The sequence below is a fragment of the Rhodococcus sp. 5A-K4 genome (genome assembly GCF_046097995.1).
Taxonomy (GTDB): Bacteria; Actinomycetota; Actinomycetes; order Mycobacteriales; family Mycobacteriaceae; genus Rhodococcus_F; species Rhodococcus_F erythropolis.
In genome coordinates this window covers 247,850-262,261 of sequence record NZ_JBJURM010000001.1, presented here as the reverse complement: position 1 = coordinate 262,261, position 14,412 = coordinate 247,850, and the positions used below count along the sequence as shown (strand labels likewise).

15 protein-coding genes are annotated in these 14,412 nt (G+C 62.4%); 5 read left to right on the top strand and 10 right to left on the bottom strand.

Annotated features, from left to right (window positions below; all coding sequences use genetic code 11):
* Positions 1-22 precede the first annotated feature (22 nt).
* The gene (locus tag ACKAMS_RS01210) at positions 23-1,066 is read right to left on the bottom strand and encodes a UDP-N-acetylmuramate dehydrogenase (protein WP_020906754.1); all 1,044 of its coding nucleotides are present in this window, start codon (positions 1,064-1,066) and stop codon (positions 23-25) included.
* A 74-nt stretch (positions 1,067-1,140) separates the two neighbouring features.
* Here ACKAMS_RS01210 and ACKAMS_RS01205 point away from each other — a divergent pair, with 74 nt between their 5' ends.
* The 3 genes from ACKAMS_RS01205 to ACKAMS_RS01195 all read left to right on the top strand — a co-directional run bounded on the left by ACKAMS_RS01205 (position 1,141) and on the right by ACKAMS_RS01195 (position 3,011).
* Complete coding sequence (locus tag ACKAMS_RS01205) at positions 1,141-1,638, top strand: DUF2505 domain-containing protein (protein WP_019744408.1); 498 nt, start codon at positions 1,141-1,143, stop codon at positions 1,636-1,638.
* A gap of 76 nt (positions 1,639-1,714) precedes the next feature.
* Positions 1,715-2,215, top strand: a complete 501-nt coding sequence (locus ACKAMS_RS01200) for a DUF2505 domain-containing protein (RefSeq protein WP_019744409.1) — start codon at positions 1,715-1,717, stop codon at positions 2,213-2,215.
* Positions 2,216-2,222: 7 nt separating this feature from the next.
* Positions 2,223-3,011 (top strand): hypothetical protein, encoded by a 789-nt coding sequence (locus ACKAMS_RS01195; RefSeq protein ID WP_020968914.1) that lies wholly within the window; start codon positions 2,223-2,225, stop codon positions 3,009-3,011.
* 70 nt (positions 3,012-3,081) lie between these two features.
* Here the strand turns inward: ACKAMS_RS01195 and ACKAMS_RS01190 are convergent, their stop codons facing one another.
* From ACKAMS_RS01190 to ACKAMS_RS01180, 3 genes are all read right to left on the bottom strand, one after another.
* Positions 3,082-5,124, bottom strand: a complete 2,043-nt coding sequence (locus ACKAMS_RS01190; RefSeq protein WP_408988504.1) for an Ig-like domain-containing protein — start codon at positions 5,122-5,124, stop codon at positions 3,082-3,084.
* Between the two features lie 81 nt (positions 5,125-5,205).
* A complete protein-coding gene (locus tag ACKAMS_RS01185; RefSeq protein WP_047889816.1) occupies positions 5,206-6,642 on the bottom strand; it encodes an Ig-like domain-containing protein in 1,437 nt (478 codons plus the stop codon).
* Positions 6,643-6,952: 310 nt separating this feature from the next.
* Positions 6,953-7,531: a hypothetical protein gene (locus ACKAMS_RS01180; RefSeq protein ID WP_047889777.1), complete on the bottom strand. Its 579-nt coding sequence runs from the start codon at positions 7,529-7,531 to the stop codon at positions 6,953-6,955.
* A gap of 127 nt (positions 7,532-7,658) precedes the next feature.
* Between ACKAMS_RS01180 and ACKAMS_RS01175 the strand changes: the two genes are divergently transcribed.
* Entirely contained in the window at positions 7,659-8,429 is a 771-nt protein-coding gene (locus ACKAMS_RS01175; RefSeq protein ID WP_047889817.1) for a DUF2993 domain-containing protein, read from the top strand.
* On the opposite strand, the gene deoC is transcribed toward ACKAMS_RS01175, so the two are convergent.
* Complete coding sequence (gene deoC, locus ACKAMS_RS01170; RefSeq protein WP_020906748.1) at positions 8,426-9,091, bottom strand: deoxyribose-phosphate aldolase; 666 nt, start codon at positions 9,089-9,091, stop codon at positions 8,426-8,428. The two genes, ACKAMS_RS01175 and deoC, sit on opposite strands and share 4 nt — an antisense overlap.
* Positions 9,092-9,155: 64 nt before the next feature.
* Here deoC and purU point away from each other — a divergent pair, with 64 nt between their 5' ends.
* Positions 9,156-10,043, top strand: coding sequence for a formyltetrahydrofolate deformylase (gene purU / locus ACKAMS_RS01165; protein WP_047889778.1), 888 nt, complete (start codon positions 9,156-9,158; stop codon positions 10,041-10,043).
* Positions 10,044-10,055: 12 nt separating this feature from the next.
* Here the strand turns inward: purU and ACKAMS_RS01160 are convergent, their stop codons facing one another.
* The 5 genes from ACKAMS_RS01160 to ACKAMS_RS01140 form a co-directional block, all read right to left on the bottom strand.
* Positions 10,056-11,087, bottom strand: a complete 1,032-nt coding sequence (locus tag ACKAMS_RS01160; protein WP_021333908.1) for an alpha/beta fold hydrolase — start codon at positions 11,085-11,087, stop codon at positions 10,056-10,058.
* A gap of 168 nt (positions 11,088-11,255) precedes the next feature.
* A complete protein-coding gene (locus ACKAMS_RS01155) occupies positions 11,256-11,552 on the bottom strand; it encodes a DUF2516 family protein (protein ID WP_003941505.1) in 297 nt (98 codons plus the stop codon).
* 96 nt (positions 11,553-11,648) lie between these two features.
* Complete coding sequence (locus ACKAMS_RS01150; RefSeq protein ID WP_019744417.1) at positions 11,649-12,476, bottom strand: heparin-binding hemagglutinin; 828 nt, start codon at positions 12,474-12,476, stop codon at positions 11,649-11,651.
* Positions 12,469-12,975: a helix-turn-helix domain-containing protein gene (locus ACKAMS_RS01145; protein WP_019744418.1), complete on the bottom strand. Its 507-nt coding sequence runs from the start codon at positions 12,973-12,975 to the stop codon at positions 12,469-12,471. Before ACKAMS_RS01145 ends, ACKAMS_RS01150 begins: the two co-directional genes overlap by 8 nt.
* A 103-nt stretch (positions 12,976-13,078) precedes the next feature.
* The gene (locus tag ACKAMS_RS01140) at positions 13,079-14,359 is read right to left on the bottom strand and encodes a DUF445 domain-containing protein (RefSeq protein WP_408988503.1); all 1,281 of its coding nucleotides are present in this window, start codon (positions 14,357-14,359) and stop codon (positions 13,079-13,081) included.
* Positions 14,360-14,412 lie beyond the last annotated feature (53 nt).

The window sequence follows — 14,412 nt, the reverse complement described above, 5'->3', positions numbered from 1 at the left end:
TACCTGCGGGCTCCGTCAGGAATCAGATGGTGAAGCCCACAGTTACCGGTTCCGGTTCCAGGTGGACACCGAACGCGGCTTCGACGCCGTCGCGAACCGTCCGCGCGAGCGAGACCACATCCGCGCTCGTTGCCGACCCTCTGTTGGTCAACGCCAAGGTGTGTTTCGTCGACAGCCTGGCCGGTGCATCTTCACCGGGATACCCCTTGGAGAATCCGGCCCGTTCGATCAACCATCCGGCCGAGAGCTTGGTTCCACCACTGCCCGGGAACTGCGGCACGGTGACGTCTCCGAGCTGTTCGGTTATTGCTCCGAGCACAGCGGGCAGCTTGTCGTCCGGCACCACGGGGTTGGTGAAGAAGGAACCCGCGCTCCACGTGTCGTGGTCGTACGGATCGAGCACCATCGCCTTGCCGGTCCGCAATCCCAGAACCGCCTCGCGGACCTGCGACGCAGGCAACCGCTCGCCTTCCTCGGCCCCGAGTGCAGTGAACAGTTCGCGGTACGCGAGCGGGGCGCTCAATCCGTCGGTCGACGCATCGAATTCGACGGCGAGAACCACTGCTGCATCGGAATGCTTGAGAACGCTCGACCGGTAGCCCAACTCGAGTTTCGACGGTTCGACCCACGACACTTCGCCGCTGCGTCGGTCGAGCAATTGAACCTGCCGGAGCCGCGAGCCCACCTCGACGCCGTACGCGCCGACGTTCTGCACCGGCGTCGCACCGGTCGAGCCCGGAATCCCGGACAGGCATTCGAGGCCGCCCAGTTCCGCGGCGACGGATTGGCCGACTACTTCGTCCCACACTGCGCCCGCTTCGGCAATGACGCGGTCCGTGTCGAGGCTCACGGTGGTGTTGGCCACACGAACGACAACTCCGTCGAATCCCGCGTCCGAGATCACGAGATTCGATCCGCCGGCGAGAATCAGCGTCGGGATCTGCTCGCGATCGAGCAGCGTCACGACGTCGATCAACGACTGCGTCGTCGGGCATTCGGCGAGCAGCCGCGCCGGTCCCCCGATTCGGAGCGTCGTCAATCCCGACAAGTCAACGTTCTCGGACACGAAAGCGCCTGATTCCACGACGCGTCTGCCAATGGTTACGTCCCACACATCGATAAACGGTAGCCTCCACAATCGTGAGCCGTCGCATCGAGCATTCGTCGAAGTACACAGTCCCCGCCGAGAAGGTCCATGAGGCGGTGACCTCCGAGCAGTACTGGCGCGACCGAATCGTCGCTGTCGGTGGTCCCGGCGCGGCGATCGAAGAGCTGACCGTTCGCGACGAGACCGTCGCGGTCACGATGTCGCAGATCATCGCCGCCGAGCATCTCCCGAGCATGGTGTCGAAGGTCGTCAACGGCGACATCGTCATCAAGCGCAGTGAAACGATGGCTCCTTTCAAGGACGGCAAGGCCACTGGCACCTTCTCCGCCCACGTCGACGGTGTTCCCGCCCGTATCGAGGGCACGCAGGTCCTGACTGGCGACGAGAACTCCGCCACTCTCGAGATCGAGGGTGAGGTCGAGGTCAAGATCCCGTTCCTCGGCGGAAAGATCGAAAGCGCGATCGTCGACGAGGTTGTCCGGCTCATCCAGGCCGAACAGGACTTCACCCGGGAGTGGATCGCGAAGTAAAATCCTGCGGGCGGCGATAGTTGTGGATACGGCCAATTTGGCTTGTCACAGCGCGTAACAGGTATTCTTTCCGATCATGGCTCGCCGCATCGACTACTCCGCCCGCTATCAGCACTCCCCCGAGCAGGTCTACGCGGCACTGGCGGACCGCTCGTACTGGGAGGCCCGCGTCGAGGAGATGCGCAAGCATTCCGAGAACCATGTGGAACATTTCGAGGTCACCGATTCCGGAATCGATCTCGTACTGCACCACATTCTTCCGCGCACCGATTTGCCGGACATTGCTCAGACGGTGATGAAGAAGGATCTGGTGATCACGCGCAAGGAGTCGTACGGCGCCTTCGGTGACACCGTGACCGGAACGTACGAAGCGTCCATCCCGGCCGGGCCGGGGAATCTGTCCGGGACCATGGAATTGTTCGCGACCGATACCGGGTCCACGCTGCGAACCACGTCCGAGGCGAAGGTCTTCATACCGTTCATCGGCGCGAAGTTGGAACAGCTCATGCTCATCAACCTCGTCGATCTGTTCCGCACCGAAGCCCAGGTCACGGCGACCTGGCTCGCCGCACGCTGAAGCCGGCGTGAAGAAGGCTCCACCCCCGAAGATCGAGGGGGTCATCACCCGTGGCACGACGGGGATCAACAGACTGCGACGAAGTGACCGGTGGATCGTCCACAACCGCACTATCGCGCACGCCCTGAACAACGCGGCCGATCCGTTGATCGTCGACCTCGGGTACGGGGCGAGGCCGGACACCACCTTCGAGATGGCAAGCCGCCTCACCGCTGTCCGGCGGGATCGACGCGTCATCGGGCTCGAGATCGACCCCGCCCGCGTGGTCGAGAGTCGTGACGGTGTCAGCTTCGCCCGTGGCGGATTCGAACTGGCCGGTCTCACACCCGTTTTCGTACGCGCCTTCAACGTCCTCCGGCAGTATCCGGAGGACGCCGTGGACTCTGCGTGGGCGCACATTCAGTCCGGCCTCGCCCCCGGCGGACTGCTACTCGACGGAACCTGCGACGAGCTCGGAAGGCGTTGCGCCTGGGTGCTTCTCGACGCCGATCGTCCATTGACCCTGACACTGGCCTGGGACCCCTTCGACATCGAGCGTCCTTCCGACATCGCGGAACGTCTCCCGAAGGCTCTCATTCACCGCAACGTTCCAGGTGAGCCGATCCACGCGCTGCTCAGCGCGGCCGATCGAGCCTGGGCCACCGCTGCGCCACACGCCTCGTTCGGACCTCGGCATCGCTGGGCTGCCGCATTGGAAATTCTTCGGGCGCAAGGAATTCCCGTGCAACCCGCGCGACGACGTCTTCGCGACTGCATCCTGACGGTGCCATGGCATGTCGTAGCGCCGAACCCCTGAACTCGCAGACGGGAAACGCCTCGCCGCAGAGGTTGTCTCCGCGGCGAGGCGTCCGTGTGCAGGCGTCGGGCTAGGACCCGAAGATGTTTTCCAGGCTTCCCAGCGAACCTGTCGAACTGCCGCCGTTGCCGGGATCGCCGCCGTCGGGCTCTGCCGTGACCTTGACGGTAACTGCGGCCTGGGTCTCGGAACCGAGGTAGCCGTCAGTTCCGCTGAACACCGCGGTGATTCGGCGATCTCCGAGTTCGGTGAAGGTGTGCGAGAGCGTGGCCTTACCGTTCACTACCGCAACCGGTCCACCGATCGGGGTGGTTCCGTCCATGAACTGAACGGTTCCTGCGCTGAGCGTAGGTGCCACTGCCGCAACGAGATCAACCTTCGCGCCCTTGACCGCTGACGCCGCAGCGCTCACGGTGATGGACGTTTCCTGATCCTCCGCGGCCGGAGCCGTGACCGAAACCGACTGAGCGGCCGAGGTAGAAGTGAGGAATCCCGTTGCACCCGAGTAGACGGCCGTGATGTCGTGCGTACCGACGCTCGCGAACTCGTGCATGATCGACGCCTTGCCCTCGACGACCGGCACCGGCGAGCCGAGATTGCCCGAGCCGTCCTTGAACTGCACTGTGCCGCCAACCGGCGTCGGCGTGACGGTTACGGACAGACCAACTGCCGTACCGGTTTTCGCATCCGCCGGAACGGTCAAGACCGTCTGGGTCTGCTGGTCGGTGGGAGCCGGCGCCTTGACGTTCACAGTCTGGGTGTTGGACGTCGAACCCAGGTAGTTGCCCGAACCCGAGAATACTGCGGTGATGCTGTACTCGCCCGCCACGTTGAAGGTCGGCATGGTTGTCGCCTTACCCGTGGCGTCCACTGGAACCGAGGGGCCCAGATCCCTGCCACCTTCCTTGAACTGCACGGTGCCACCTGCAGCACCGGTCGAGACCGAGGCAGTGAACGACAATGCCTCACCGGTCGACGCCGTCGACGGGCCGACGAGTGTGGTCGTTGTGTTCTCCTCGACCACCACCGGAGCGACTGTCAACGCATGCGGCGCCGACGTCGAGGCCTGGTAGACACCGGAACCGGAGTACACCGCCACGATCGAATGCGCGCCTTCTGCATAGGAATTCGTCAGCGAGGCCTTGCCGTTGGCATCGACGGTAACAACGCCGCCGAGGTCGGTTGCACCGTCTTTGAACTGCACCGTGCCACCCGCCGGAGTAGGCGACACCGTAGCCTCGACGGTCACGGACTCACCTGCAACTGCACTTGCGGGACCGGTGATCGCGGTTGCAGTGCTCTTGTCCGCTTCGGACACGACGACGTCGACAGCTGACGACGTGGAGGTCGCCACCTTTGCATTTCCGAGGTACTTGGCCGTCACGCTGTGGGTTCGGACGTCAGCCGGTGTCCAGGCAAGTGTTGCAACACCATTGGCGAGCGCGCCCGCACCGATCTTGGTGGCACCGTCGAAGAACTCCACCGAATCACCGTCGGCACCACCGGTCACCGTCGCACTCAGCGGAACAGGTTGTCCCAACTTCACGCCACTGGCCGGTGACAACGTCGTCGCCGAAATGTTCTTCGACACCGTCACCGCCGGGCCCTTGTTCTGGAAATCGGAACTCGTCACTGACGCGTTGTAATGCACCGAAGTATCCAACGGCACCTCACGCGCACAATCCGCGCCCACCGTGTACTTGAACTCGAAAGTCTTCGAGTCGTTGTTGTACAGCGGCCACTCTGTCAGTGACCCCTTCACACGAACAAAATCAGCACCCTTGGACTCGACACTCCGCGTCGAACCATTCACCTTCGCCGAACCCTCGACGTACGTCAGACATGTCGGATGAACATCCTTGATCGCATACAGGTAATCCACGACGATGTTCTTCCGCTTGAACACAGTCTTCACGGTGATCGTCTCGCCCTCGGACGCAGTCACATTGCTGATCGTCCGCGTGTATTCGTAGTTGTTCGCATTCCACGTCAACGAACCCGGTGTCTCCGGCGCAGCTCCCGCAACCCCGAGACCCGTAACCGCCGCGAAACCCGCAGCAACAGCAAACACACTCAAACCTGCAACTGCACGACGTGCAGAACCTACAGACATAGATTTTCCTTCTCGAGAAGTGAGGGATATGGGTGATGCCCCACCACCTGAAGCGGGCTGGGCATCACCGGGTATTGATTGCTAGGAGCCGAAGATGTTGCCGAGGCTGCCGAGCGAACCGGTGCCGTTGCCTGGTTCTTCACCGTCGACCGGTGCGGCGATCTGGACGGAGACCTGATCGGAGGATGCCGTCACCGTGCCGGCGCCCGAGTACTCGGCCGAGACAATTCGCTGTCCCTGAGTTGCGGGCTTCCACGAAAGGCTGGCCTTTCCGGATGAATCGACTGTAGCCGTGCCGATGACGGTCTCGCCGTCCTTGAAGGTGACTGTGCCACCGGCATTTGTAGGACTGATCTGAGCGGAGATCGTCTGTGCAACGCCGACCTGGCCCGCTACTACGCTGAGATCTGTTGTGGAGCTGGTTGTTCCGGCGGGCTGTTCGGCGACTGTCACATTCGCGGTGGTACTCGACCCGGTGACGCCGGACCTGCCGGCGAACACAGCCTCGACGGTCTGCGCACCGGCAACCGTCGGAACCCAGGCGTAGGTCGCTTCACCGTTGCCTGCCACCTGCACCGAAGCGAGCACCGTTCCGCCGACCTTGAACGTGACCGTTCCACCGGTGCCCGACGCGGATACAGTCGCTTTGAGAGTGGTCGACTTGCCGACCTGCGCGCCCGAGATCGGCGCCAGCGTCGTACTGGACTGAGCATCGGCCTGCGAAACGTTCACGATCAGCGCTGCCGAAGCGGAACCGACGGCACGCGCCGTGTCGGCGAACTTCGCTGTGATCGAGTGATCTCCACGGGTGGTCGGTGTCCAGGCAAGTGTTGCAACACCATTGGCGAGCGCGCCCGCACCGATCTTGGAACCTGCGTCGAAGAACTCCACCGAATCACCGTCGGCACCACCGGTCACCGTCGCACTCAACGTCACCGGCTGCCCCACCTGAGCGCCACTGACCGGTGACACGGCCGTCGTCGAGACGTTCTTCTGAACCTTGACCGACGGACCACGACCATTTGTCGTGTCATTCACCCAAGCCGAACCGTCGAAATGCACGGTACTCACCAAATCAGTACCGCGCTCACACCCCGCACCGACCCGATATTGAAACTCGAACGACTTCGTATTGTTCTGATACAACGGCCAATCGGTGATGCTCGCGCTCACACGCACAGAATCAGCGCTCACCGGCGTCTCCGGCGAATAGGTGTTTCCGTTCACCTTCGCCGAACCCTCGACATACGTCATGCACGGCGAATGAAAATCCCGAACCGCGTATAGGTAATTGACCAGAAAATCGGTCCGCTTGAACACCGTCGTCGAGGTGATCACGTCACCTTCCGACGGCGTCGCGTTACTGATCGTTCGCGTGATCTTGTAACCACTCGAATTGAACTCAGCCGTCACCGGAGCCGCACCAGCAACCCCGACACCCGCAACCACCGCGAAACCCGCAGCAACAGCAAACGCACTCAAACCACCGACAACACGACGAACACCACTCACGGACATCCACATCCCTCTCGCACACGGGAGCAGACAGCCGTCCAGGACAAGCGTCCGTCTGCTTTTGATGCCGTGACGTTATCCCATTGACTGTAAAGTAACTACGCTTTTCACCGAATTAGTTCATCGCCGACATCACCAAGCTGCAGCGATCATGGGTCGAAAGTCCCGAAGTACTGGTCCAGATATCGCTCCACCTGCACTGAAGAGAGAATATTCGCCCCGAAGTAGCGCATTTCAAATCTCTGATATTGGTGTCATATTCGATTTCGAACGTGATGCCAGAAGGTCGCAGAAGCATAGAAATCAATCTCGATTACAGGCTTGCGGCGAGCGCCAACTCCACTCGGACGGCAACGTCGATGCTCGCGTTTTCACACGAGAGATACAACTCGTGCGCGTCGAGTCGACCTATCGCTACCGCATCGGCGACTACTTCGTTGAGCAGAACTTGAGAAATTCCACCGGATGCGAGGTCGTGCACGGTGCGCAAAGGCGTGGTGATGCGGATGGGTCCAATCTGTTCGCACTCGTCGTCCGCGAGCGGCAGTCGGTGCAGGGCGACTTGGCGGGTCGGCGCCGCGAGTGGGTGCGCTGTCGAGAGATGAATGAAGCGAGGTTGCAGGTGCCCGAGGCCATGTAGATCTGCGGCGCTGTAATGCGAGACGGTGGCGCTACCGGCGAACCACGTGCACCACTTCGCAAATTCGTCCAAGGCAGTATGTCTGACGCGTTCGAGGCGAAAGAGTCCCCGGCACTCACACGTCCATGTTCCGGATTCCGTCATCTCCTCCATCGACGCCAGACCGAAACCCAGTTCGGACGCTTGGAGAGCCGTGACAAATCCACACTGTCGCAGCGCAAGCATCTCGAGTGATTCGTAGTCCGAAGCCATGACCACCTCCGGTGACCGTCGAAAACGCCGTTTCGAACAGACTACGGGCGACTGTGTCGCGCATCACAGGAATGAGGAAGTGCGTATTCACAGAGTTCGTTCAGACTCGTCGGGAAGAATCTGGCGAATGACTGTCGCAGCGAACAACCCTCGTCCGCGCAACCGAGTGCTCGTCATCCTTCTCGTGGTGATCGCCGTGCTCGTGGCGGCACTCGTCGGTGGAGAACTGTACGTACGCAACCAGGTGAAGACCTGCATGGCCGATCAGTTCCAGAGCGAACTGGGATCCCAGGTCGACGTCGGGTTGAGCTGGAAGCCCGTACTCCTGCAGGCAGTCGACAAGAAGGTGCCGTACATCAGCATCGACAGTGACGACTCTTCGTTCGGCCCCGCAACGGGCATGCAGGTTCACGCGAAGGTGAACGACATCAACTTGCAGCCCTCGGCGGGTAACAGCGGCACCATCGGCAGCTCCAGCGCCGACGTCACCTGGTCTACCGCAGGCATTCTCGCCACCTTGCAGAAGCAGACCTTCGGTGGCCTCGTCTCCGGCGTCACCGCCGACTCGAGCGCCGGAACACTCGCGTTCGACGTCGGACCGGTCGGGCTCGCGAAGCTCACGGTCAAGCCCACCGTCACCAACGGCGTGGTCGACGTTCAGACCGTCGGCGCCGAGATTCTCGGATTGGGTCTGCCGACAGACCTGGTCGACGGCATCGTCCAGACACTCACCGACAGCCTGCAGACGTACCCGCTGGACATGAAGCCCACCAAGCTGACCGTCACCGACGACGCAATCCAGATCTCACTGGAGGGCGGCGCTTACGCCATGCCCGTCGCCGACGCGAACAACCAGAACGCCTCGGCGGTGCCGGACAGCTGCGGCCTGCTGACCTAGTCGGTCAGACCGTCCAATACTGCTCGGGTTCCGGACAATCCGAGACGGGTGGCGCCGGCCGCAATCATGTCGAGTGCGGCCTGCGTCGTACGTATTCCGCCACTGGCCTTGACTCCCACGCCTGGGCCGACCGTCCGTGCCATCAGTTCGACGGCCTCGACCGTCGCCCCACCCGCGGGGTGGAAGCCGGTGGAGGTCTTGACGAAGTTCGCCCCGGCACGCACGGCTGCGCGGCAGCATTCGACGATGGCCTCGTCGGACAGGGCAGCGGTTTCGAGAATCACTTTGAGGATCGCACTCTCCCCCATCGCCTCACGGACGGTGAGGATGTCTGCGAGCACAGCGCTGTAGTCGCCGGCGACCGCCGCTCCTACGTCGATGACCATGTCGATCTCGGTAGCGCCCTGATCGACGGCCAGTCGCGCTTCGGCACCCTTGACCAGTGAATGATGCTTCCCCGACGGGAATCCGACGACGGCCGCCGTCACCAGTCCGTCGGCGCGAATCGGCAACATCGACGGCGAGACGCAGACGGCCAGCACACCGAGGCTGCGTGCCTCGTCGATCAGGGCGGTCACATCGGCCGCGGTGGCTTCGGGTTTGAGGAGAGTGTGGTCCACCATCGCGGCAACCTGGGAACGAGTGAGTGCAGCTTCAGACATGATGGAAAGCTTGGCACACCACCACGCGACCGTCGCCGCAGCCGCACCTGAGAGACTAGGCCGCATGACCGCTGCACCTTCGATCGACGATCGTCGCTATGTTCTGTCCCTCGGCTGCCCCGACACCACGGGCATCGTCGCACGCATCTCGACCTTTCTCACCGACGTCGGTGGATGGATCGTGGAGGCCGCATACCACGCCGATGCCGACACCGGATGGTTCTTCACGCGTCAGGCGGTCCGTGCGTCGTCTGTGAACATGAGCATCGACGAGCTTCGTGAACGGTTCAAAGCTGTTGCGGCCGAGATCGGTCCGGAAACCGAGTGGACTCTTCACGACTCCGGCGCACCCAAGAAGATCGTGCTGCTCGTGAGCAAGGAAGGTCACTGCTTGCATGATCTCCTGGGCCGCGCCGCGGGCGGAGAACTTCCGGCAGAGATCAGCGCCGTCATCGGAAATCACGAGGACCTGCGCAGTGTCACCGAGCGCCACGGGATCGACTTCCACCACGTTCCGTTCGCCAAGGACCCGGCCGAACGGGGACCGTCCTTCGAGAAGGTCCGCGCCCTGGTCGACGCCCACAACCCCGACGCCGTGGTTCTTGCACGCTTCATGCAGGTGCTTCCCGAATCACTGTGCGAGCACTGGGCCGGCCGCGCGATCAACATCCACCACAGCTTCTTGCCGTCGTTCATCGGTGCCCGCCCCTATCACCAGGCGTTCGCCCGCGGCGTGAAGTTGATCGGCGCCACCTGCCACTACGTGACCGCCGAACTCGATGCCGGTCCGATCATCGAGCAGGACGTGATCCGCGTTGACCACGCCGACGATGTCGCCGACATGGTCCGCCAGGGTCGAGACATCGAAAAGCTCGTGCTCTCACGCGGACTGCGCTGGCACCTCGAGGATCGGGTGCTGGTCCACGGGCGCAAGACGGTCGTCTTCAGCTAGAGCTGCGTTGCGCTAGAGATTGCGCAGTCGCACGATTTCCTTGTCGAACTCGTCGATGTTCTCGATCGACGACATGTGACCGACGCCCGGCAACACGATCAACCGTTCGAGGTTGCCGGCGTCGTCGAGGACCTGCGCAAGCTTGCGCGCATGGACCGGCGGAGTGAGCCGATCGAGCGAACCGACGAGCACGGTGGTCGGCACTTCGAGATTGTCGAGTCCCTCGTGAATGTCGAGGGTGCTCAGCGCTGCTCCCCAACCGCCACGAATACGCGGCTTGCACTCACGAACGATGTTCTCGCAGAACTGAATCTCGGCCTTGGTCGCGTTCGGTGACATCGAGACGTACTGGATCGCCTTCGTCATGGCGCCCGAGGAGACAAACGGAACGGGCGAACTGAGGATGGCGCGGCCCACGGGGACCGGCACCCGAGGAAAGCGATTGGGCAGTGGGATGACCGTGGTCTCGGCGATCAACCTTTCACTCGCGGTGCTCGCGAGCATGACCGCCGACGCGTACTTCTTGACCTCGTCGGGGTGACGACCAGCCCAGGCGATGATGCTCATCCCGCCCATGCTGTGACCGACGATGACCGCCTTCTTGTCCTCGCGAACCGTGGCTGCCAGCACGGCAGAAAGGTCGTCGGCGAGGACGTCCGGGCCGAGCGGAAGATTACCGACGGTGCTGCGTCCGTGACCGCGCTGATCGTAGGTGATGACGCGATATTCACCGGCAAGCGCATTGACCTGCGGGTACCAGAATTCGGTTGAGCACGTCCAGCCGTGACTGAGAACGATCGGATCGCCGTCGACGGGACCGTAAGCCCGGACATTGATGATCGCACCGTCGTCGGTGGTCAGTTCGCTGATATCAGCTTTGAGCGTCGGAGTCTTCAGGAGTGCGTTGGGCTCGACGTCGCTCGAAAGAGTCAACCCGCGCGTGGATCGCCGATGACGGATCCCAGCGACTGCCGCGACGAGTGCTCCCACTCCGACGGCGCCTGCCAGTACTCGAAGCTCTGTGGTTCGCGAACGACTGGACATGCATTTACCCCTGACTGCTGCTGACGACAGACGGATGCAATCTATGTGTGACTGCCGTTAACCGACACTATCACTCGAACAACGCGCGTTGTCAGCGTTGGAGCGAAGAGTGGGGCAACACACGGTGACCTGGAACCGCGTCACCGGATGAGCAGAAACCGCGGCCCACTACCAGCGGGAACCGCCATGCTGGATGTCGTCCACGCGCGGTCGAACGTCGACGAGATATACACACACTGCAACAACCGCGATGATGCCCAGGAGACCGACAGGGGATGTCGCCAGCAGGATCAACGCCGCAACGATCAGAATTCCGAGCCAGATCGGCTTGGTCAATTTGTTCACCGCGGTAAAGGCGTCCGGACGCTGCCTGACGGCATGAACGATCGCGTAGACAGCACCCACCAACGCGAGCACTTTCAGTGCGAGAAAGATCAGACCGACTAGCCCATCGACTTGAGTCACAACTACATCCTAAGTTCTCATCCGGTTCCCGACGAACACGAAGGCTCCCACACTCGGCTGAGCGCGGGAGCCTTCGTCAGGTGGAGCTGGGCAAAATCAGGCCTTCTTGGCCGGAGCAGCCTTCTTGGCCGGAGCCGGCGCGGTGGCCTTGGCCGGAGCAGCCTTTGCCGGAGCAGCCTTGGCCGGAGCAGCCTTCTTGGCGGCGGTGGTCGCGCGCTCCTGGACGTCGGAAGCGGCAGCGGTCACGCGAGCGGCAGCTTCCTTGGAAGCCTCGTCTGCCTGGTCACCGAGGTCGAGGACCTTCAGTGCTGCCTCGTCGCCTGCGTCGGCGATCTTCTCGCCGGCGTCAGCGATCTTCTCGCCGACCTCTTCTGCGGTGTCGGAGATGCGTCCGGCAGCGCGGCCGGCCAGCTTGGCAGCCTGCTCGCCCACGGCGCGCGTCTGACGAGCAACGGTTCCGAGTGCATCTTCGGTCAGCTCGACGGCGTCGCCGAGTGCCGACTCTGCAGCAGCGATGCCCTCTTCGACTGCGGGCTGCTTGCGGATGCGCTCGACTGCGTCTTCGCCACGCTCTGCGAGGGAGTTGTACAGATCGCCGGCAACCTTGAGGTATGCCTCGGCGACCTTGCGGAGTTCCTCGGGTGCGAACTTCTCTCGCAGCTCGGCGAGCTCTTCGGGCAGCTCGGACGGCAGGCCGGCGAGACGCTCGCGCAGTGCCTCGACGCTCTCGGCAACGTCACCCTGAACGGAAGCAAGCTTCTCGCGGGCACCGTCGACACGGCCGTTGACGTCACCCTGGGTGTTCTCGGCGCGCTCACGAACCTGAGCGACTACATCGGCCACGGCCTGGACAACCAGGTCGCCTGCGCCGACAGCGGCGTAGAGCGAGGTCTTGACGCTGTCGATGGCGTTCTTGTCAGTCATCTTGTTCTCCTAGTGAAGTCTCGGTGTCTGGAATTGCGGCCGATTCAGCGAAATCGGGCGCTGCGGCTGGTCTGGACGACTCGTTCTCGCGACAGAACGAGTCATAGATTTCGAGCAGTACTTGCTTCTGCCGTTCGTTGATGGCCGTCTCGGCCAACACCGCGTCCCTGATGGGACTGTGCGGGCGTTGTTCGAGATATCCCGCTTGGACGTACAGGACTTCTGATGAGACCCGAAGACCCTTGGCAATTTGCGCCAGTACGTCTGCCGACGGTTTACGCAATCCGCGTTCGATCTGACTCAGATACGGATTGCTGACGCCGGCGAGTTGAGCAAGTTGGCGCATCGAAACTTGGGCGGCTTCCCGCTGTGCACGAATGAACCCCCCGATGTCGTGTGCCGCAGAGCTGACGACGCGAGCTGCCAAGTCGCTTGCTCCGGCTGCGGCACCGGATAATTCACGATCTCCGTCATCGGAGTTCGTCGACTTCGCTGGCATTGCGTCCTCCCTTTCCAGTGGACATTTCCCAGGATAGGAGAGGGTGCTAACTATTGCAAGCACTACTGCTAGCACTCGTGGTGGACGTCACATACCGGACAGCTCAGCCGAAGATGAGCGTCGAAATCGTGTAGATCAGCAGCCCGGCGATCGAGCCGACAACGGTGCCGTTGATACGGATGAACTGAAGATCTCGACCGACCTGCAGCTCGATCTTCTGGCTCGCTTCGTCGGCATCCCACCGCTCGACCGTGTCGCTGATGACTCCGGTGATCTCGTCGGTGTAGTTCTCCGCGATGTACTTGGTGCCCTGCACCAGCCAGCCGTCGACCTTCTCACGCATGGATTCGTCGTCTCGCAGCCTGATTCCGAAGCCGGCCACGTTCTCGGCGACCTTGGTCCGCAGGGTGCTGTTCGGATCGTCGACCGACTCCATGATGAGGCGCTTGGCGACCTGCCACGTCGAGGACGCCAGACCCGTCACTTCCTCGCGGCCCATGATCTCCGCCTTGATCCCTTCGGCCTTCTTGATGGTCTCCGGGTCGTTCTGCAGATCATCGGCGAAATCGATCAGGAAGCGGTTGGCGGCGAGACGTACCTCGTGTTCCGGGTTGGAACGGACCTTCCAGGTGAACTCGACGAGTTCCTTGTAGATCTTCTCCCCCAGCATCGCGTCGACGAATTTCGGCGACCACGCCGGCGAATCGCGAACGATCACACGGTCGATCGTCTCCTGGCTGCCGAGTGCCCACTGATGCGCGCGCTCGGCAAGCAATTCGATGATCGGCAGTTGCTTGTTGTCCTTGAGCAACTCCCCGAGCACTCGGCCGATCGGCGGTCCCCACATGGGCTCGGCCAGCCGCTTCACGATCGTGTTGTCGATGATCTGGGCAATGTCCTCGTCGCGAAGAACCTCGACCATCCCGCGCAATACCGTCGACGTCTCGGCGGCGACGCGAGCGGCATTGGCAGGTTCAGCCATCCACGTACCGAGGCGGAGCGGAATCTGCGCCTGCTGCACCTTGGCCGACACAACCTCGGGAGCCAGGAAGTTCTGACCGACGAACGAGCTCAAACTGGCTCCGAGCTGGTCTTTCTTACGCTTGATGATGGCAGTGTGCGGGATGGGAAGCCCCATCGGATGACGGAAGAGCGCGGTGACGGCAAACCAGTCGACAAGCGCGCCGACCATGCCCGCCTCGGACGCGGCCCGGACGTACCCGACCCACTCTCCGGCGCCGCGGGATTCCTGCCACCGGCAGAAGATGTAGACCACCGTCGCGAAGCCGAGGAGGCCAGTGGCGAAGACTTTCATCTTGCGAAGGTCCCGACGCTTGGCGGCGTCGTCGAAGGCGGAGAGGCTCAGTTGCTGCACCCTCGCCATTGTGCCGAAAGGTGTGACGCGGCGTAGCGCGAGCGACACGATGTCCGATTCGC

What these genes read in the sequence shown, in the direction of transcription:
- ACKAMS_RS01200 (WP_019744409.1), top strand. Translation starts at nt 1,715, where the DNA reads ATGGCTCGCCGCATCGACTACTCCGCCCGCTATCAGCACTCCCCCGAG.
- ACKAMS_RS01190 (WP_408988504.1), bottom strand. Translation starts at nt 5,124, where the DNA reads ATGTCTGTAGGTTCTGCACGTCGTGCAGTTGCAGGTTTGAGTGTGTTT.
- ACKAMS_RS01185 (WP_047889816.1), bottom strand. Translation starts at nt 6,642, where the DNA reads ATGTCCGTGAGTGGTGTTCGTCGTGTTGTCGGTGGTTTGAGTGCGTTT.
- ACKAMS_RS01180 (WP_047889777.1), bottom strand. Translation starts at nt 7,531, where the DNA reads ATGGCTTCGGACTACGAATCACTCGAGATGCTTGCGCTGCGACAGTGT.
- ACKAMS_RS01175 (WP_047889817.1), top strand. Translation starts at nt 7,659, where the DNA reads ATGACTGTCGCAGCGAACAACCCTCGTCCGCGCAACCGAGTGCTCGTC.
- deoC (WP_020906748.1), bottom strand. Translation starts at nt 9,091, where the DNA reads ATGTCTGAAGCTGCACTCACTCGTTCCCAGGTTGCCGCGATGGTGGAC.
- purU (WP_047889778.1), top strand. Translation starts at nt 9,156, where the DNA reads ATGACCGCTGCACCTTCGATCGACGATCGTCGCTATGTTCTGTCCCTC.
- ACKAMS_RS01160 (WP_021333908.1), bottom strand. Translation starts at nt 11,087, where the DNA reads ATGTCCAGTCGTTCGCGAACCACAGAGCTTCGAGTACTGGCAGGCGCC.
- ACKAMS_RS01150 (WP_019744417.1), bottom strand. Translation starts at nt 12,476, where the DNA reads ATGACTGACAAGAACGCCATCGACAGCGTCAAGACCTCGCTCTACGCC.
- ACKAMS_RS01145 (WP_019744418.1), bottom strand. Translation starts at nt 12,975, where the DNA reads ATGCCAGCGAAGTCGACGAACTCCGATGACGGAGATCGTGAATTATCC.
- ACKAMS_RS01140 (WP_408988503.1), bottom strand. Translation starts at nt 14,359, where the DNA reads ATGGCGAGGGTGCAGCAACTGAGCCTCTCCGCCTTCGACGACGCCGCC.